The sequence below is a fragment of the Streptomyces sp. NPDC047706 genome (genome assembly GCF_043204795.1).
GTDB lineage: Bacteria > Actinomycetota > Actinomycetes > Streptomycetales > Streptomycetaceae > Streptomyces.
In genome coordinates this window covers 125,939-143,445 of record NZ_JBIDCW010000011.1, presented here as the reverse complement: position 1 = coordinate 143,445, position 17,507 = coordinate 125,939, and the positions used below count along the sequence as shown (strand labels likewise).

The 17,507-nt window shown below is 74.0% G+C and carries 13 protein-coding genes and 1 pseudogene; 10 read left to right on the top strand and 4 right to left on the bottom strand.

The window, feature by feature from the left end:
* Nucleotides 1–35 precede the first annotated feature (35 nt).
* From ACGF8A_RS15780 to ACGF8A_RS15770, 3 genes are all read left to right on the top strand, one after another.
* On the top strand, nucleotides 36–146 hold the full coding sequence (locus ACGF8A_RS15780; protein WP_393108356.1) for a SapB/AmfS family lanthipeptide: 111 nt from the start codon (nucleotides 36–38) through the stop codon (nucleotides 144–146).
* An 82-nt stretch (nucleotides 147–228) separates the two neighbouring features.
* Complete coding sequence (locus tag ACGF8A_RS15775; RefSeq protein ID WP_393108353.1) at nucleotides 229–1,938, top strand: ABC transporter ATP-binding protein; 1,710 nt, start codon at nucleotides 229–231, stop codon at nucleotides 1,936–1,938.
* A complete protein-coding gene (locus ACGF8A_RS15770) occupies nucleotides 1,935–3,821 on the top strand; it encodes an ATP-binding cassette domain-containing protein (RefSeq protein WP_393108351.1) in 1,887 nt (628 codons plus the stop codon). The genes ACGF8A_RS15775 and ACGF8A_RS15770 overlap by 4 nt, the downstream gene beginning before the upstream one ends.
* Here the strand turns inward: ACGF8A_RS15770 and ACGF8A_RS15765 are convergent.
* A pseudogene (locus ACGF8A_RS15765) lies at nucleotides 3,744–4,652 on the bottom strand (LuxR C-terminal-related transcriptional regulator); the annotation flags it as partial. The gene ACGF8A_RS15770 and the pseudogene ACGF8A_RS15765 overlap by 78 nt on opposite strands.
* Between ACGF8A_RS15765 and ACGF8A_RS15760 the strand changes: the two are divergent.
* Nucleotides 4,567–6,723, top strand: a complete 2,157-nt coding sequence (locus ACGF8A_RS15760) for a SpoIIE family protein phosphatase (RefSeq protein WP_393108349.1) — start codon at nucleotides 4,567–4,569, stop codon at nucleotides 6,721–6,723. The pseudogene ACGF8A_RS15765 and the gene ACGF8A_RS15760 sit on opposite strands and share 86 nt — an antisense overlap.
* Before the next feature lie 112 nt (nucleotides 6,724–6,835).
* Here ACGF8A_RS15760 and ACGF8A_RS15755 read toward each other — a convergent pair whose 3' ends face one another.
* Nucleotides 6,836–8,170 carry a S1 family peptidase gene (locus ACGF8A_RS15755; protein WP_393108347.1) on the bottom strand — a complete coding sequence of 445 codons (1,335 nt, stop codon included), beginning with the start codon at nucleotides 8,168–8,170 and terminating at the stop codon, nucleotides 6,836–6,838.
* A gap of 186 nt (nucleotides 8,171–8,356) precedes the next feature.
* Here ACGF8A_RS15755 and ACGF8A_RS15750 point away from each other — a divergent pair, with 186 nt between their 5' ends.
* From ACGF8A_RS15750 to ACGF8A_RS15730, 5 genes are all read left to right on the top strand, one after another.
* On the top strand, nucleotides 8,357–8,770 hold the full coding sequence (locus ACGF8A_RS15750; RefSeq protein ID WP_393108345.1) for a PaaI family thioesterase: 414 nt from the start codon (nucleotides 8,357–8,359) through the stop codon (nucleotides 8,768–8,770).
* A 454-nt stretch (nucleotides 8,771–9,224) separates the two neighbouring features.
* On the top strand, nucleotides 9,225–9,440 hold the full coding sequence (locus tag ACGF8A_RS15745) for a type A2 lantipeptide (RefSeq protein ID WP_393108343.1): 216 nt from the start codon (nucleotides 9,225–9,227) through the stop codon (nucleotides 9,438–9,440).
* A gap of 92 nt (nucleotides 9,441–9,532) precedes the next feature.
* Complete coding sequence (locus tag ACGF8A_RS15740) at nucleotides 9,533–10,339, top strand: HlyD family efflux transporter periplasmic adaptor subunit (RefSeq protein ID WP_393108341.1); 807 nt, start codon at nucleotides 9,533–9,535, stop codon at nucleotides 10,337–10,339.
* Nucleotides 10,336–12,558: an NHLP family bacteriocin export ABC transporter peptidase/permease/ATPase subunit gene (locus tag ACGF8A_RS15735; protein WP_393108339.1), complete on the top strand. Its 2,223-nt coding sequence runs from the start codon at nucleotides 10,336–10,338 to the stop codon at nucleotides 12,556–12,558. The genes ACGF8A_RS15740 and ACGF8A_RS15735 overlap by 4 nt, the downstream gene beginning before the upstream one ends.
* Before the next feature lies 1 nt (nucleotide 12,559).
* Nucleotides 12,560–15,376 (top strand): NHLP bacteriocin export ABC transporter permease/ATPase subunit, encoded by a 2,817-nt coding sequence (locus ACGF8A_RS15730; RefSeq protein WP_393108337.1) that lies wholly within the window; start codon nucleotides 12,560–12,562, stop codon nucleotides 15,374–15,376.
* A 1-nt stretch (nucleotide 15,377) separates the two neighbouring features.
* Here ACGF8A_RS15730 and ACGF8A_RS15725 read toward each other — a convergent pair whose 3' ends face one another.
* Complete coding sequence (locus tag ACGF8A_RS15725; protein WP_393108335.1) at nucleotides 15,378–15,905, bottom strand: SRPBCC family protein; 528 nt, start codon at nucleotides 15,903–15,905, stop codon at nucleotides 15,378–15,380.
* A 6-nt stretch (nucleotides 15,906–15,911) separates the two neighbouring features.
* Nucleotides 15,912–16,253, bottom strand: a complete 342-nt coding sequence (locus tag ACGF8A_RS15720; protein ID WP_393108333.1) for an ArsR/SmtB family transcription factor — start codon at nucleotides 16,251–16,253, stop codon at nucleotides 15,912–15,914.
* 177 nt (nucleotides 16,254–16,430) lie between these two features.
* Between ACGF8A_RS15720 and ACGF8A_RS15715 the strand changes: the two genes are divergently transcribed.
* Complete coding sequence (locus ACGF8A_RS15715; RefSeq protein ID WP_393108331.1) at nucleotides 16,431–17,438, top strand: Ppx/GppA family phosphatase; 1,008 nt, start codon at nucleotides 16,431–16,433, stop codon at nucleotides 17,436–17,438.
* The last annotated feature ends 69 nt before the right edge of the window (nucleotides 17,439–17,507 follow it).

Below are 17,507 nucleotides of genomic sequence, written 5' to 3'. Positions count from 1 at the left end.
CACCACCCCGTCCCCTTGGATGAAAGGACACGAAGATGGCACTGCTCGACCTGCAGGCGATGGACACCGAGGACTACACCGGCGGCCAGAGCACCCTGAGCCTGCTCTCCTGCGTCAGCGCGGCGAGCATCACGCTCTGCCTCTGACCACCTGCACCCCGCACCGCCCCGGGCGGCCACTCCTCACGAGGAGGGGCCGCCCGGGGTCCGTCCAGGAGGCGGTACTCCCATGGCAGTTGTCACGTCACGGCCGGGCGCCGGCGCCCGGGGGCTGTTGCGTCCGGCCGGGCGGCACAGCGCCGCGCGGTGCGTTGCGCTGTGCCTGGCGGGAACGGCCGCCACCGGGGCCGGACTGCTGCTGCCCGCCGCACTGGGCAGGGCCCTGGACACGCTGCTGGCGGGCGGATCGGCGACCGGCTGGGTGCTGTGCTGCACCGGGCTGGTGCTGCTTGCCGCCGTGCTGGACGCGGCGGAGACCGTGCTCGCGGGGACCGTCGACGCCAGGACCACGGCGTGGCTGCGCCACCGGGTGAGCGGGCATCTGCTGGCGCTGGGGCCGCGGGCCGTCACCCGGTTCGGCTCCGGTGACCTGGTCGCTCGGGTCGTCGGCAACGCCGCACAGGCCGGGACGGCGCCGGGCGCCCGCGCCACGCTGCTGGCCGCGTGCGCCGGGCCGGCCGGGGGCGTGGTGGCGCTGGTGCTGATCGACCCGTGGCTGGCGGCGGTGCTCGTCACCGGGGCTCCCGTGCTGGCTCTCCTGCTGCTTGCCCTGGCCCGCGACACCGCGCAGTGTGCCGCCGGCTACCAGCGGGCGCAGGGGCGGATCGCGTCCGCGCTGGCCGAGGCGGTCGCCGGTCACCGCACGATCCGGGCGGCCGGCACGGCGGACCGGGAGACGGCGCGCATCCTGCGGCCGCTGCCCGAACTGGCCCGGGAGGGCCACCGCATGTGGCGGGTGCAGGGGCGGGCCGCCGGGCAGGCCGTGGCCGTGGCGCCGTTGCTCCAGCTGGGCGTGGTCGCCGTCGCGGGCGTGCTCCTCGCCCGGCACCGGCTGTCCGTGGGCGAGGTCCTCGCCGCCGCCCGGTACGCGGTCCTGGCGACCGGCGTCGGTGTGCTGGTCGGGCAGTTGTCCGGCCTGGCCCGCGCCCGCGCGGCCGCCACCCGGCTCGCGGACGTACTCGCGCGGCAGGCCCCCACGCACGGTTCCCGGCCGCTGCCGCCCGGCCCCGGCCGCCTCCAACTGCGCGGCGTCACCGCCCGCCTGGGCAGCCGCACCGTCCTCGACGGCGTCGACCTCGACGTCCCCGGCGGCACCACCCTCGCCGTGGTGGGCCGCTCCGGCACCGGCAAGTCCCTGCTCGCCGCGCTCGCCGGACGCCTGGCCGACCCGGACGCGGGCGACGTCCTGCTCGACGGCGTCCCCTTGCGCGACCTCACCCACCGGGACCTGCGCCGCGCCGTCGCATACGCCTTCGCTCGGCCCGCGCTGCTCGGCACGACGGTGGAGGACACCCTCGCCCTCGGTCTCCCCTCCCCCGCTCCCGACCGCGTCCGTGAGGCCGCCCGCACCGCCCACGCCGACGACTTCGTCCGCCGGCTGCCCCACGGCTACGCCACTCCCTGCGCCGATGCCCCCCTCTCCGGCGGCGAGGCCCAGCGCCTGGGTCTGGCCCGCGCGTTCGCGCACGGCGGCCGTCTGCTGATCCTCGACGACGCCCTGTCCAGCCTCGACACGGTGACCGAGCACCGCGTCACGCGGGCCCTGTCGGCCCGGCTCCGCGGCACGCGCCTCGTCGTCGCCCACCGGCCCGCCACCGCGGCCCGCGCGGACGCGGTGGCGTGGCTCGACGGTGGCCGGGTGCGGGCCGTGGGCAGCCACGCGCAGTTGTGGGGGGACGCGGAGTACCGGGCGGTCTTCGGGGACGGGGGGCGGGCGTGAGCGGCGACGGGGTGCTCCGGCGGGGGCTGGGTTTCCTGGCGCCCCGGTGGCGGGTGCTCGTGCGGCTCGGTGGGTGGTCGGTGCTGGAGACGGCGCAGACCTTCCTCGTCGGGTACGCGCCGGCGCGGGCGCTCGACGCCGGGTTCCTGGCGGGGCGCACGGGGGCCGGGCTGGCATGGCTCGGCGTGGCCGCCCTGGGGGTCGTGGCCGGGGCGTTCGGCACCGGCCGGGTGTACTGGGCGGTCGCCGATCTGGTCGAACCGCTGCGGGACCGGCTCGTCACCCGGGTGGTGGCGCGCGGGGTGCGGGAGGCGGACGGCGGGGCGCTGTCCCGGCTGACCCAGCAGGTGGAGATCGCCCGGGACACCTTCGCGGGCCTGGTGCTGGTCTCCCGCTCGTTCGTTTTCACCAGCGCAGGCGCGCTGATCGGCCTGTTCTCGCTGGCCCCGGCGCTGCTGCTGGTGGTCGTGCCGCCCCTGGTGGCCGGGCTCGTGCTGTTCCTGGCCTCGCTGCGGCCGCTGGCGCGCAGGCAGGAGACCTTCCTGGCCGCCGACGAGGCGCTCGCCGGGCATCTGGGGGAGGTCTGTCCGGGGCTGCGGGACATCACCGCGGCCGGGGCGGAGGCGCGGATCGCCGCCGGCATCGAGGAGCGCGTCGACGCGGAGCTGCGGGCCGCCCGTTCGCTGGCCCGCTGGTCAGTGCTGCGCGTGGCGTCCCTCGCGGTCGGCGGCCAGCTGCCGGTCGTGCTGCTGCTCGCCGCCGCGCCGCTGCTCCTCGCGCACGGCGTCACCGCCGGCGCCCTGGTCGGCGCCCTCGCCTACGTCACCCATTCCCTGCTCCCCGCCCTGCGCAACCTGGTCCACGGACTGGGCACCAGCGGCTCCCGGCTCGCGGTCGTGCTGCGCCGCCTGGTGCCGCCGGACGCGCCCGCGAGCGGCGCGGGCACGGCGGTACCGCCCCCGGCCCGGACGGACGGCTCCCCGTCCTCCGCCCCCACCGTCTCGGCCCTCACCGTCTCCTCCCTCACCGTCTCCTCCCTCACCTTCGCCTACGGCCCCGCCAGCACCCCCGTGATCGAGGATCTCGACCTCACGCTCGCCCCGGGTGCCCACCTGGCCGTCGTCGGCCCGAGCGGCATCGGCAAGTCGACGTTCACCGCCCTGGTAGCCGGTCTGCTCACCCCCCGGCACGGCACCGTCCACGTCGACGGGCATCCCGTCCCCTCGGCGGCGGCCGCCGCGCGCCGCGTCCTGATCCCGCAGGAGGCCTACGTCCACACCGGCACCCTCGCCGAGAACCTGGGCCATCTCCGCCCCGACGCGATCCCCGAGCGGGAACTGCTCGCCGCGGCCGAGGCGGTCGGGCTCACGCCGCTGCTCGACGCGCTCGGCGGGCCGCGGGCGCCGGTCGATCCGGCGGCGCTGTCGGCGGGCGAGCGCCAGCTGATCGCGCTCACCCGGGCCTATCTGTCGTACGCGCCGCTCGCCCTGCTGGACGAGGCGACCTGCCATCTGGACCCCGAGGCGGAGGAACGGGCGGAGCGGGCGTTCGCCGCGCGGCCGGGCGGCACCCTGGTCGTGGTCGCCCACCGCATCGGCTCGGCCCGCCGCGCCGGCCGCGTGCTGCTCATGGACGGCCCGCGCACGGCGTACGGCACCCATGACGAGCTGGTACGGAGGTCTCCCGCTTACCGGGCCCTCGCCGGGGAGGCGGCGCCGCGGTCACAGCCAGCCCTCACCGCGCGAGATGCGGATCGCGTCGACGCGGTTACGGGCCCCGGTCTTGCGGGTGATGGCCGCCATGTAGTTGCGCACCGTCCCGTGGGACAGGTGCAGGCTCCCCGCGATCTCCGCGACGGAGGCCCCCTCGGCGGCCAGGGCTAAGACGCTCAGCTCTCGCCGCGTCAGCGGCATCTCGGCGGCCTTGAGGAAGCCGAAGCCCAGCGAGTCGTCGACGAAACGTTCCCCCTCGGCGACGCGGCGGATCGCCCGGATCAGCCGCTCCGGCGAGCCCGCCTTGTCGACGTAGCCGAGCGCGCCCGCCTCGATCGCCCGTCTCAGCAGGCCGGGCCGGTTGCCGTTGGCGAGCACCAGCAGTCTGGGCGGTGTCCGGCCCGGACCGCCCGCGGTCAGTTCGCCGAGCGGCGGTATGCCGTCGCGGTCCACGCGGTCCAGGTCCGCGGCGCAGACGTCCGGCCGCACGGACCGGAGCCGGCCCGCGGCGCCCGACCAGGGGGTGTCGTGGACCCCCAGATCGGGTTCGCGGCGCAGCCAGTCCGCGAGGATGGATCGCACCAGACATGCGTCGTGCACCAGAAGTACCCGGATCACCGATGTCCCTTCCCGCTTGCCGTCGCCGTTTCCCGGCCTTGAGCGCGTGCCCCAATTCTTGGCCGCCGCCGCCCCGCCAGGGCACGCAAATCCGGCCAACGGGGTGCGCGGGGGCGCGCGTGCCGCGCCCGTGCTCCACCCCACGCTTCGACTTCGGTGGGTGGCCCCGGACCGCGGGGGTACGCGGTGCTGTTGCGCAGTCACCGCCGGCGCCCCGAGGGTGGGCCGCTCGCCGTGCGCGGCGAGCCGTCCCGAGGGAGATTTATCCCTGGGACCCGTCCCGCGGCGCTGCGAGGAGGTGGTCGGCGTGCCCGACGAACAGGCGCCCGCGCCGCGCACGGCCCCAGCCGGTGGTCCGCTGCTGTCGCTGGCCCTGGCCACCATGATGGACGGCGTCAACGCCCACTCCGGCGCGGTGTACCTGCTGGGCGCCGACGAGACGGTCCTGGAGATGGCGGTGGCGGCCGGGCTGCCCCGGGCGTTCGCGGCGCCCTGGGAACGGGTCGGGGTGAGCGCCCCCGTCCCCGTCGCCGAGGCACTGCGTGAGCGGCGGCTGATCTGGGTGGGCGACGAGGAGGAGATGGCCCGCCGCTTCCCCCGCGTCTCCGTGGTGCTGCCCTACCCCTTCGCGCTGGCCGCGCTGCCGGTGGCGACCGCCACCCGGGCCTACGGCGCGGTGTTCCTGACGTGGCCCGGCTCCCACCAGCACGAGCTGACCGACCGGGAGCAGGAACATCTGACCGCCGCGAGCGAGCGGCTCGCCGTGCGGCTGGAGCGGGCCGTGCGGGAGAGCCGCCCCGTACTTCCCGAGGCCGACCTGCTCGCCGCGCCGGCCGTCGGCAGCACGGCCGGCACCCTGGGCTCGGTCGAGGCGGCGCGGATGGTCGCGCGGCTGCCGTACGGTCTGTGCTCGCTGGACGTGCACGGGCGGATCACCTACGCGAACGCCGCGGCGGCCGAGCTGATCGGCGTGCCGGCGGGCCGGCTGCAGGGCACCCAGCTGTGGGCGGCGGTGCCGTGGCTGAACGACCCGGTGTACGAGGACCGCTACCGGGCCGCGCTGCTCAGCCAGCACGCCACGTCGTTCGTCGCGGTGCGCCCCCCGGGGGACTGGCTGTCGTTCCGGCTGTATCCGAGCGCGACGGGGCTGAGCGTCCGGGTGAGCAGGGCGCGGGCGGTGTCGGAGATGGGCCGTGCCGTGCCGCCGTCCGGCGAGGGGCCGTCCCGGCTGGTGACCATCTCGCAGGTGCTGAGCCTCGCCGGTGCGCTGACGGAGGCGGTGACCGTGCAGGACGTGGTGGAGCTGGTCGCCCAGGAGGTCGCACCGGCACTGGGCAGTCAGGCGCTGGTGCTTCTCGGCTCCCGGGCGGGCCGGCTGCACGTGCTGGGGCACCGCGGCTATCCGGACCCGCATGTCGTGGAGCGGTTCGACGGTTCGCCGCTGAACGCGCCCACGCCGGGCGCGCACGCTCTGAACAGCGGGGTTCCGGCGTTCTTCGAGTCCCGCACCGAGCTGGAACGGCTGTATCCGATCCGGCACGCGACCCCGGACGGCTTCGCGTCCTGGGCCTACCTGCCGCTGATCGCCTCCGGGCGCCCGGTGGGCACGTGCGTGCTGGCCTACGCCGAGCCGCACGCCTTCCCCACCGACGAGCGGGCCGTGCTGACCAGCCTGTGCGGGCTGATCGCCCTCGCCCTGGAGCGCGCCCTGCTCTACGACGCCAAGCACCAGCTGGCGCACGGGCTGCAGGCCGCGCTCCTGCCGCCCTCGCTGCCGCCGCTGCCGGGCGTCGACACGGCCGCGCGCTATCTGCCGAGCTCCCGGGGCATGGACATCGGCGGTGACTTCTACGACGTGATGCCGCTTCAGGGGACGGCGGCGGCGGTGATCGGGGACGTGCAGGGGCACAACGTCACGGCGGCCGGGCTGATGGGGCAGATCCGCACCGCGGTGCGCGCGTACACGACCGTGGGTCAGACGCCCGCGGAGGTCATGCGCAGCACCAACCGGCTGCTCATCGACCTCGGGGCCGAGCTGTTCGCCAGTTGTCTGTATCTGCGGCTCGACCCGGCGCGCGGGCGGGCCGTGATGGCCCGGGCCGGGCATCCGCCGCCGCTGCTCAGGCGCCCGGACGGCAGGGTACGGGTGCTGGACCTCGCGGGTGGTCCGCTGCTCGGGATCGACGCCTCGGCGACGTATCCGACGACCGAGGTGGACCTGACGCCGGGTTCGGTGCTCGTCCTCTACACCGACGGGCTCGTGGAGTCCCCCGGGGTCGACATCGAGGACGCGCTCGCGGAGCTGGGACGGCGGCTGGGCGGCTCCGGGCACCTGCCGCTGGACGAGCTGGCCGACGTGATGATGGGCCGGGGATGCTCGCAGGAGCGGGCCGACGACGTGGCCCTGATGCTGCTGCGGGTGCGGGAGGACGGCAAGGAGGGTGGGGAGGTCTGAGGGGGCTGGGCGCCGGGCGGTGCGGCTGGGCGCCGGGCGGTGCGGCTGGGCACCGTAGGAACGGGACGGTCCGGTCCTCCCGCCGGAGGGCCGGACCGTCGTCAGCCCCGGGTCACCTGGTTCCGGTGAGCCCGGAGCCGTCCTCCACGCCCGCGTGGTCGCCGCCGGCACCGGCTTCCTCACCGGCCTGCTCGCCGCCGGCTTCCTCGCCCGCGCCGGCCCCGGCCTGTTCACCGGCGCCCGCGCCCGCTTCGTCCCCCGCACCGGCGCCTTCACCGGCGCCCGCTTCGTCACCGGCACCCGCGCCGGAGTCGTCGCCGGCACCGGCACCGGCGCCGCCCAGCGTCGCGCCGACCGCCGCCAGTGCCGTCGTGACCGGCTGGAAGAAGGTCTCGCCGCCGGCCGTGCAGTCGCCGCTGCCGCCCGAGGTCAGGCCGAGGGCCAGCCCGTCCTGGGTGAACATCGAGCCGCCGCTGTCGCCGGGTTCGGCGCACACGTCGGTCTGGATGAGGCCGGTGACCGTGCCCTCCGGGTAGTTGACGGTGGCGTCGAGGCCGGTGACCGTGCCGTCGGCGAGGCCGGTCGTGCTGCCCATCCGGAACACCTCCTGGCCGACGGTGGCCTCCGCCGCCTGGGAGATCTGGACGGTCTGCCCGCCGCCGACGTCGACGTCGCTCGGCGCCTCGGTCGCCGGGTCGTCGTACTTCACGAGCGCGAAGTCGCCCTCACCGGGGAAGACGGCCTGGTCGACGGTGGCGATCGGGGCGCCGCCCTGCGCGTCCGACCACTCGGCCACGGCGACGCCGCAGTGACCGGCGGTCAGGAAGGCCGGGGAGCCGTCGCCCGCGGTGACGTTGAAGCCGAGCGAGCAGCGGGAGCCGCCGCCGAATATCGCGTCGCCGCCGGAGGCGAACGTCCTGAAGGTGCCGGCCGACTTCTGGATGGTGGCCATGCCGGAGCCGAGGCTGCGCACGGTCGACTCCAGCGTGTCCCACTTCTCGCCGGTGACCGTGCTGTCGGCGGTGACGCGGATCTTGTTGGTCCTGGGGTCGACGGCCCACGAGGTGCCGGGGATGGTGGCCTCGGTCTTCAGGGTCTGCGCTGCGGACCTCAGTTCGGCGGTGCTGTTCTCGACCTGGCGGACGGCGGCGCCGGCCTTCTTGGCCTGGACGACCAGTTGGTTGTTGTCGCCGACCACGTTGACGACGAGCTGCTGGCCGCCCTCGTCGTAGTAGGAACCGGCGAAGGCGTCACCGAGCAGACCCGCGAGCTGCGAGGCGAGGTCCGAGGCGTCGCCCGCCTTCAGGGTCCTGGGCGCCGCGGCCGTGTCCTCGGCGCCGTCCTGGGACGCGTTGGCGTTCGGCAGGAGAAGTGCCGCCGCTCCGAGCGCCGCCACGCCGCCCACCGCGATGACGGCCTTGCGCTTCGGAATTCGCTTGTGACTCAAGGGTTCTCGACCTCCTGGAGGACGGGGTCCGTGCCGCCGTCTCACGGCGGCTGCTGGGGCGCCTGGATGGCCACTGGTACGCAGGGGGCGTGCGGGACGTTCAATTCCGCTTCGTCGCGCGCCCGTCCGCAGGCGGAGTCGGCCATGCTCCGCGCGCGCCCTGCGCGTGCGGGGAACAATCCCCTCATGACGATGACCACCGCCGAGGCCGACAAGATCCTCTCCGCCAACTTCGCTCCCTGGGTACTGGAACTCGGCCTGTCCGTGGAGGACTTGCGCGAGGACCGGGCCACCCTGCGGCTGCCCTGGTCGGCAGCGCTGGCCAGGGAGGGCGGCGCACTGTCCGGGCAGGCCCTGATGGCCGCCGCCGACACCGCCACCGTGATCGCCGTCTCGGCGGCGCGCGGTGCCTTCGTGCCGATGACGACCGTTCAGCAGTCGACGGCGTTCCAGCGCGCGGTGACGGACTCGGATGTCCTGATCGAGGCGGTGCTGACCAAGCTGGGCCGCCGGATGGCGTTCGCCGACATCACCATGACGGCCGAGCGGTCGGGGGAACTGGCGGCCCACGCCACCACCGTCTACGCACTTCTGGGCTGATACGGCCGGTAATCGATCAGCGACGGTCCGTCTCGGAGTGGTAGCGGAATCCTCGCTTCAGGGAATCTGCACATTCAATACTCAACCAAGTCACCGGGCCCCGGGGTTCTGCACATTCGCGCGCCGCGGGGCACGCCTTTGGGGCGGGAGTGCCGGATTCGCCGGCCGGGCGGCAAGAGCCGGTACGGGGCGATGCCGGGCACCATGTGAAGAAGTCGCCGACAAGCCGTGCCCACGCCTGCACGCTTGGGGACCACTGGGACTCAAGTGCCCTGCTGAGGCCTGTGTTTGATTGGAAGGCCCCCGTCGCCGCGTGCTTTGATCCATCGCACCGCGGGGTCCGCGAGGGCTCACCGGCCAGGGGTGCCCGGCGCCCGCGGTCGCGGCCGTCCATCTGTCCCCAGAGGGGGCCGCTCCCCCCTTGTGAAATTGCCATACGAAGGGAAGTTCCATCATGAACTCCACCCCCCGGGTCGAGACCGTCGAGATCTCCGACGCCGAGCTCGACAACGTCTCCGGCGGCCTGTCCGTGAACGCCGTGAACACCGTCGTCGGCGCCGTGGACGGCATCGCCCCGGTTTCCGGTCTGGTCGACACGGCCGTCGGCACCGTCGAGGGTGTCACGGGCCTGAACACCGCCCCGGTCACCAACCTGGTCGCCGGTCTCTGATCGCACGCCGGTGCCGCTGAGTCCCGGAGCCGTTTCCCGGTTCCGGGACTCTTCGGATGCCGTCACACAGTCCACCCGGTGAGGGAAGATCCGTGCAGTTCCGCCAACAGGCCCTCGCCAAGCTCCAGTCGCCGGAGGAACTCGACCTTCCGGTGCGCCTCGCCCGCCCGCAGGGCTGGCTGGTGCTGTCGGTGACCGTGGTCGCGATGGCCGCCGCGTCCGTGTGGGCCGTGACCGGCTCGGTGACCTCCACCGTGAGCGCCCCCGCCGTCCTCACACACGGCGAGGGCAGCTACATCCTGCAGAGCCCGGTCGCGGGCCAGGTCAGCGCGATCCTCGCCGAGGAAGGCGAACGGCTGCCCGCGAACTCCCCCGTTCTGAAGGTCCGTACCGCCGAGGGCGAGACCGTGGTCCGCACGATCGCCGCCGGCCGCCTCACGGCGCTCGCCGCCACCATCGGCCAGATCATCCGGACCGGCGCCGACGTCGCCGCGGTGGAGAAGGTCGCCGACGCCGGTGACCCGCTGTACGCCACGGTGTACGTGCCGGCCGGGAACGCCGGGTCCATCCCCGCGGACGCGGCCGTGGACCTGACCGTGCAGACGGTCCCCACCCAGGAGTACGGCGTCCTGCGCGGCCATGTGAAGTCCGTGGACCGCGCCCCGCAGTCGCCGCAGGAGATCGCCGCGTTCCTCGGCGACACCCAGCTCGGCCAGCAGTTCACCAAGGACGGCCGCCCGGTCGCCGTCCTGGTCCGCCTCGACAGGTCCTCCGGCACCAGGAGCGGCTACAAGTGGTCGTCGGCCGACGGACCGCCGTTCACCCTCACCTCCATGACGATGGCCACGGGCTCGATCCGGCTGGCCGACCAGCGTCCCGTCGATTGGCTGCTCCCGTGACCACCGCCGCACCGGAATCGAGAGGCAGGCGCCGGGCCGCCCCGCCCAGGCGTACCGTCCCCAAGGGCCGCCGCAGGACGGTACGCACCCCCACGGTCCTGCAGATGGAGGCCGTCGAGTGCGGCGCCGCCTCCCTGGCGATGGTGCTCGGCCACCACGGCAAGCACGTCCCGCTGGAGGAGCTGCGCATCGCCTGCGGCGTCTCCCGCGACGGCTCGCGCGCCAGCAATCTGCTCAAGGCGGCGCGCAGCTACGGCCTGACCGCCAAGGGCATGCAGATGGACCTGGCCGCCCTCGCCGAGGTGAAGGCTCCGGCCATCCTGTTCTGGGAGTTCAACCACTACGTCGTGTACGACGGCATCGGCCGCCGCTTCGGGCGCCGGGGCGTGTTCGTCAACGACCCCGGCAAGGGCCGTCGTTTCGTGCCGATCGAGGAGTTCGACGGCAGCTTCACCGGCGTCGTCCTCACCATGGAACCGGGCGAGGACTTCGCCCGTGGCGGGCGCAGGCCGGGTGTCTGGGGAGCGATGCCGGCGCGGCTGCGCGGCACCGCCGGCACGCTGCCCGCCGCCGTGCTGGCGAGCCTGCTGCTGGTGGTGGTCGGGGCGGCGGTGCCCGCGCTCAGCCGGACCTACATCGACATGTTCCTGATCGGCGGGCAGACCTCGCTGCTGGACGTGCTGTTCGCGTCCATGGGTGCCTGCGTGCTGCTCACACTGGTGCTGACCTGGCTGCAGCAGGCCAACCTGCACCACGGCCGCATCATCTCCTCGACGCTGTCCAGCGCGCGCTTCCTGCGGCACCTGCTGCGGCTGCCGGTCACCTTCTTCTCCCAGCGCAGCCCCGCCGACCTGGTGCAGCGCCTGCAGTCCAACGACGCGGTGGCCGAGACGCTGGCCCGCGACCTGGCCGCGGCGGGCGTGGACGCGGTGGTCGTGGTGCTGTACGCGCTGCTCCTCTACACCTACGACCCGCAGCTCACCTTCGTCGGCGTCGGCGTGGCGCTGCTGAACGTCGTCGCCATCCGGGTCGTCATCAGGCTGCGCGCGACCCGCACGGCCAAGCTGCGCGCGGACAACGCCCGGCTCACCAACACGGCGTACACCGGCCTCCAGCTGATCGAGACGATGAAGGCGACCGGCGGCGAGGACGGCTACTTCCGCAAGTGGGCCGGTCAGCACGCCACGACCCTGGAGGAGCAGCAGCGGCTCGGCGTGCCGAGCGCCTGGCTCGGTGTGGTCGCGCCGACGCTCGCCACGCTCAACAGCGCGCTGATCCTGTGGATCGGCGGCATGCGGGCGATCGAGGGCGCCATCTCCGTCGGTCTGCTGGTCGCCTTCCAGGCGCTGGTCACGCGCTTCACCGCCCCGCTGACGCGGCTCAACGGCGTGGCGAGCCGCATCCAGGACTTCGCGGCCGACGTGGCCCGCCTGAAGGACGTGGAGAACTTCCGCACCGACCCCCTCTACGACCGCGCGGGCGGCGACTCCACGCGCAGGCTGCACGGCCATGTCGAGCTGGAGAACGTCACCTTCGGCTACAGCCCCCTCGACAAGCCGCTCCTGGCCGGCTTCGACCTGACGGTGGGACCGGGGCAGCAGGTCGCGCTCGTGGGCGGCTCGGGCAGCGGCAAGTCGACCGTCTCGCGGCTGATCTCGGGCCTGTACACGCCGTGGGAGGGCGTGATCCGCATCGACGGGCAGCGCCTGGAGGACATCCCGCGCGGCGCGCTCGCGGCCTCCGTCTCCTTCGTCGACCAGGACGTGTTCCTGTTCGAGGGCTCGGTCCGCGACAACGTCGCACTGTGGGACCCGTCCATCCCGGACGAGGCGGTGCTGGAGGCACTGAAGGACGCCGCGCTGCACGACGTCGTGCAGCGCCGCCCCGGCGGCATCCACAGCCGGGTGGAGCAGGACGGCCGCAACTTCTCCGGCGGGCAGCGCCAGCGTCTGGAGATCGCCCGGGCACTGGTGCGCCGGCCCAGCATCCTGGTGCTGGACGAGGTGACCAGCGCCCTCGACGCGGAGACCGAGCAGGCCGTCATGGACAATCTGCGCCGGCGTGGCTGCGCCTGCGTGGTGATCGCGCACCGGCTCAGCACCGTGCGGGACAGCGACGAGATCGTCGTCCTCCAGCACGGCGCGATCGTGGAGCGCGGCCGGCACGAGGAGCTCGTGGCGCGCGGCGGCGCGTACGCGACGCTGGTCAGGGAGCGGTGAGATGACGACCGTGCACGGCGACGACTACGTCCTCGGTGCGCTCGGCCAGGTGGGCACGCCCATCGACTGCGCCGGGTTCAGCCGGCTGGACCTTCAGGGGCCGCAGGCGCTGTGGCTGGTCGCGGCGGGCGCCCTGGACCTGTTCGCGGTGGACGCGGCGCAGCAGGGCCACTGGCACCACCTCGGCAGGCTGGAGGCGGGCTCGCTCCTGCTCGGCCCGGTCGCCGGCCCGCAGCACACGCTGATCGCCCGTCCGGTGCGGGACTGCGTGGTGCACCGCATCGGGCTGCGCGAGCTGTACCAGCCCGCGGCGACACAGACCTGGTCGTACGACGAGTACGGCAACCCGCAGTACGTCCCGCCGACGACGAGCCCGCTGGAGTACGCCCTCGCGCTCGGCGTCGGCCGGGGTCTGTCGATCCTCTTCCAGGCGCCGACGGCCGGTGAACGGGCCGCCGAGGTCACGGACGACGACGTGTTCTGGATGCAGGTGCCGCCCGGCAGCGTCCAGTACGGCTCGCTGTACGGCGCACAGGCGGCGGGCGACCTGCTGATGGACCCTGCCCTGTGGCAGAGCATGGTCGACCAGCAGTACCGCCTGCTGACCACGCTGGACCGCTGGATCGAGCAGCTGGAGCGCGCCCACGAGACACGAACGGCCGCCGGGATCAAGGCAGGTGAGCAGGTACGCGCGCAGGCCGACCGGACGCTGCTCGCGTCGATCGGCAAGCCGTCGGCGCAGCCAACCACGGCCGCCGACGCCGACGCCACGTACGCCGTGTGCAGGCTGGTCGCCGCGGCGGCCGGGATCGCGCTGGCCGACCCCGGGCACGGCGGCACCGAGAGCGACCGGCTCGACCCGGTCGAGCGCATCGCCCTCGCCTCGCGGGTGCGTACCCGCGCGGTACGGCTCGACGGCAGCTGGTGGCGCGACGACGTGGGGCCGCTGGTGGGCCACCGGGCGCTGTCGGGGGCGCCGGTCGCGCTGCTGTGGCGGCGGGGCGGCTATGTCGCGGTGCATCCGGCGACCGGACGCGAGACGCCGATCGAGAAGGCCAACGCGCCCGAGTTCGAACCGCGCGCGGTGATGTTCTACCGGCCGCTGCCCGAACGCCCGCTGGGGCCGCTGGGGCTGCTGCGCTTCTGCATGCGGGGCACGCGCCGGGACGTGACCGGGCTGCTGCTCAGCGGGCTGGTGACGGTAGCCATCGGCGCGCTGGTGCCGATCGCGACCGGCAAGGTGCTCGGTGAGTTCGTGCCGAAGGCGCAGGCGGGGCTGATCGCGCAGGTCTGCCTGGCGGTGATGGTCAGCGGTGTCGTCGCGGCCGCCTTCATGCTGCTGCAGAACATGACCATCCTGCGGCTGGAGGGCCGTATCGAGGCGACGCTGCAGCCGGCCGTGTGGGACCGGCTGCTGCGGCTGCCGACGAAGTTCTTCACCGGCCGCTCCACGGGCGAGCTGGCCAGCGCGGCCATGGGCATCAGCGCGATCCGCCGCCTGCTCGCGGGAGTCGGGCCGACGGTCGCCCAGTCGGTCACCGTCGGAGCGATGAGCCTCGGGCTGCTGCTCTGGTACAGCGTTTCGATGACGCTGGCAGCCCTCGGCATGCTCGTCGTGATCGCCGGAGTCTTCCTCGCGCTGGGTCTGTGGCAGGTGCGCTGGCAGCGCCGCCTGACGGTGCTCACCAACAAGCTGAACAACCAGGCGTTCCAGACCCTGCGCGGGCTGCCCAAGCTGCGGGTCGCGGCGGCCGAGAACTACGCCTACGCCGCGTGGGCGGGCGAGTTCGCGCGCAGCCGTGAGCTCCAGCAGCGCCTGGGCCGGATCAAGAACCTCACCACCGTGCTCGGCGCGATCTACCTGCCGCTGTGCTCCCTGCTGATGTTCATGCTGCTCGCGGGCCCGGCACGGGGCTCGATGTCGGCGGCCGCCTTCCTCGCCTTCAACACCTCGGTGACGATGCTGCTCACCTCGGTCACCCAGATCACCGGGGCGTTCGTGTCGCTGGTGGCGGCGCTGCCGCTGTACGAGCAGATCAAGCCGGTGCTGCGGGCGGCACCGGAGGTGCGCACGGCCAGCACCCGGCCCGGCCCGCTCTCCGGGGCCGTGGAGGCGCGGCGGCTGTCGTTCCGGTACTCCGACGACGGGCCGCTGGTCCTCGACGACGTGTCGTTCGAGGTGCGGCCGGGAGAGTTCGTGGCGGTCGTCGGGCCGTCCGGCTGCGGCAAGTCGACGCTGCTGCGGCTGCTCATCGGCTTCGACAGGCCGGTCTCCGGCAGTGTCCTGTACGACGGTCAGGACCTGGCCGCGCTCGACCAGTCCGCCGTGCGGCGCCAGTGCGGGGTGGTGCTCCAGCACGCGCAGCCGTTCACCGGCTCGATCCTGGACGTCATCTGCGGCACTGAGCCGTACACGCAGGAGGAGGCGATGGCGGCGGCCGAGCTGGCCGGGCTCGCCGAGGACATCAGGCGGATGCCGATGGGACTGCACACGATCGTCGCGGGCAACGGGGCGATCTCCGGCGGCCAGCGGCAGCGGCTGATGATCGCCCAGGCGCTGATCCGCCGGCCGCGCATCCTCTTCTTCGACGAGGCGACCAGCGCCCTCGACAACGAGACGCAGCGCACGGTCATCGAGAGCACCAAGGCCCTCAACGCCACCCGCGTCGTCATCGCCCACCGGCTCTCGACGGTGCTGGACGCCGACCGCGTCGTCGTGATGGAGGACGGCAGGATCGCCCAGCAGGGGCCGCCCGCGCGACTCCTCGCGGACACCGGCGGCCGGCTGCACGAGCTGGTACGACGGCAGCTGGCGTAGTTCAGTCCATGCCGGGGACGGGTGCGCCGGAGGGGACGCCCGCCTCGACGTACCCCTGGTAGATCTCCCGCCAGGGTGCCGCGGCACCGGCGTGCGGGCCCTCGAAACGCTCGCCGCGCGCCTTGGCGTCGAGCGCGGACAGGCACACCTCCCACCCGGCGCCGTTGCGGGCGGCGGTGTCGGCGGCGACGAGGACGTTGGTGAGGGTGAAGCGGGTGCGCTTGTCCTCCAAGGCCTCCAGGTCGAAGTGGACCTCGTCGCCACCCCACTCGAAGGACAGGTGCCGGGGCGGGTCGACGGCGATCACCTCACCGGTGGAGTCCTCCATGTGGGGGTCGCCGCTGAAGGTGATCCGGCCGCCGGGGCGCAGCTCGATCTCGGCTCGGGACGGGAACCACTCGGCGAGTTCGTCCGGGTCGGTGACGAAGTGCCAGACGCGGTCGACGGGGTGGTCGTAGGTGCGGCTGAAGCGGACCGCGGGGCGGCCGTCGTCCAGGGTCAGGTAGGTGCCGGTGAGGTCGGCGGGCATGGCGGATCAGTCCTTCGGTGGGGGTTGCGCGGTGGCGTCCGGCGTCGCGTCGAGCCGTCGGCCCAGGGCATCCAGGCTGCGGTTCCACAGCGCGCGGTACGGGGTCAGCCAGGCGTCGAGTTCGGCGATCGGGGCGGGGTCGAGGGCGTAGACGCGGCGCTGCGCGTCCTGCCGTACCCGCACCAGGCCCGTCTCCCTCAGCACCTTCAGGTGCTTGGAGGTGCTCGGCTGACTCAGTCCGCACGCCTCCACGATCTCCCCGACGGGCCGCGGCCGCTCCAGGAGCAGCGCGACGATGGCCCGCCGGTGCGGATCGGCGAGCGCCGTCCAGATCGAGGCGTCGGGCATGGGTTGAATATGCCTCTGCAGTTATATGTCTGTCAAGGAATGTACGGGGCGGGCTTCCGTACAGGCGGCCCGGAGCCGCGCCGAGGGCCGGGCTGCCCCGGCGTACTGGTGCACTTCGGGCGGCGCACGGGTGGCGGGGGCAGTTGGAGCGGGTCGCGGCCGGGTACCCGCCCCTCCATGCGAATCAGCGTGGTGGACGTGGGGTCGAGAACGGTCCGGCTGGTGGTGGTGGACGCGCAGGACGGGGTCCCGCTGCCGGTTCACACCGCCAAGTGGCGGCTGCGGCTGTCGGAGCACGTCAGGACGGGGGAGGCGATCCCGGACGAGGCCGTGGAACGGCTGGTGGAGGCGGTCTTCGAGGCAGGCCGCACATCGGCGCGGTGGGGTGCGGCGGGCCCGCTGGCCTTCGCCACCACGATCGTGCGCAGCGCCTCGAACAGGCTCGAGGTGCTGCGCACCGTCCGGGCCCGGACCGGGGTGGAGGTGTGCACGCTGCCCGGCGAGGTGGAGGCGGAGCTGACGTTCCTCGCCGCGCGGCGCTGGATGGGGTGGCGGTCGGGGCCGCTGGCGCTGCTGGACATCGGCGGCGGGTCGCTCGAAGTCGCTTTCGGCCGGGGGCGGCTGCCCGACTTCGTGGCCTCGCTGCCGCTGGGCGCGGGACGGCTGACCCATGAGTTCTTCGCGACGCAGGACCCGCCGTCGCCGGACCAGGTGAAGGCGTTGCGCCGCAAGGTGCGGCACCAGCTGCGGGACGTCGGTGCGCGGATCCGCTGGGAGGGACCGCGGTCGGCGGTCGTCACCTCACGGACCTTCCAGCAGCTGGGCCGGCTGTGCGGTGCCCTGCCCGGGCGGGAAGGGCCCTTCGTCGAACGGCAGTTGAGACGCGCCGACCTGAAAGCGGCGACCACCCGGCTGGCCGCGCTGCCCGCAACCGAACGGGCACTGCTGCCGGGCATCTCGGCGCCCCGCGCCGCGCAGAGCCTGGCCGGAGCGGTGATCGGGCACACGGCCATGAAGGTGACCGGACTGAAGAGGGTCACCGTGTGCCCGTGGGCGATCCGCGACGGCGTGCTGCTGCGGCACATCGAGGAGGGCCCGGCCTGGTGGGCGGAGGCCTGCCGGGTCAGCGAGGGGACACCGCCGCCGGACCCGGTACCGCTGCGGATCGCGTCCGCCTCGTGCTGACGCTTCGGAGGATGCTGCGGACAGGGACCACCGTGCCCTAGCACCCCGAGGAGCCCGGAGAGAGAGCCG

What these genes read in the sequence shown, in the direction of transcription:
- ACGF8A_RS15780 (WP_393108356.1), top strand. Translation starts at nt 36, where the DNA reads ATGGCACTGCTCGACCTGCAGGCGATGGACACCGAGGACTACACCGGC.
- ACGF8A_RS15775 (WP_393108353.1), top strand. Translation starts at nt 229, where the DNA reads ATGGCAGTTGTCACGTCACGGCCGGGCGCCGGCGCCCGGGGGCTGTTG.
- ACGF8A_RS15750 (WP_393108345.1), top strand. Translation starts at nt 8,357, where the DNA reads ATGACGATGACCACCGCCGAGGCCGACAAGATCCTCTCCGCCAACTTC.
- ACGF8A_RS15745 (WP_393108343.1), top strand. Translation starts at nt 9,225, where the DNA reads ATGAACTCCACCCCCCGGGTCGAGACCGTCGAGATCTCCGACGCCGAG.
- ACGF8A_RS15730 (WP_393108337.1), top strand. Translation starts at nt 12,560, where the DNA reads ATGACGACCGTGCACGGCGACGACTACGTCCTCGGTGCGCTCGGCCAG.
- ACGF8A_RS15725 (WP_393108335.1), bottom strand. Translation starts at nt 15,905, where the DNA reads ATGCCCGCCGACCTCACCGGCACCTACCTGACCCTGGACGACGGCCGC.
- ACGF8A_RS15720 (WP_393108333.1), bottom strand. Translation starts at nt 16,253, where the DNA reads ATGCCCGACGCCTCGATCTGGACGGCGCTCGCCGATCCGCACCGGCGG.
- ACGF8A_RS15715 (WP_393108331.1), top strand. Translation starts at nt 16,431, where the DNA reads ATGCGAATCAGCGTGGTGGACGTGGGGTCGAGAACGGTCCGGCTGGTG.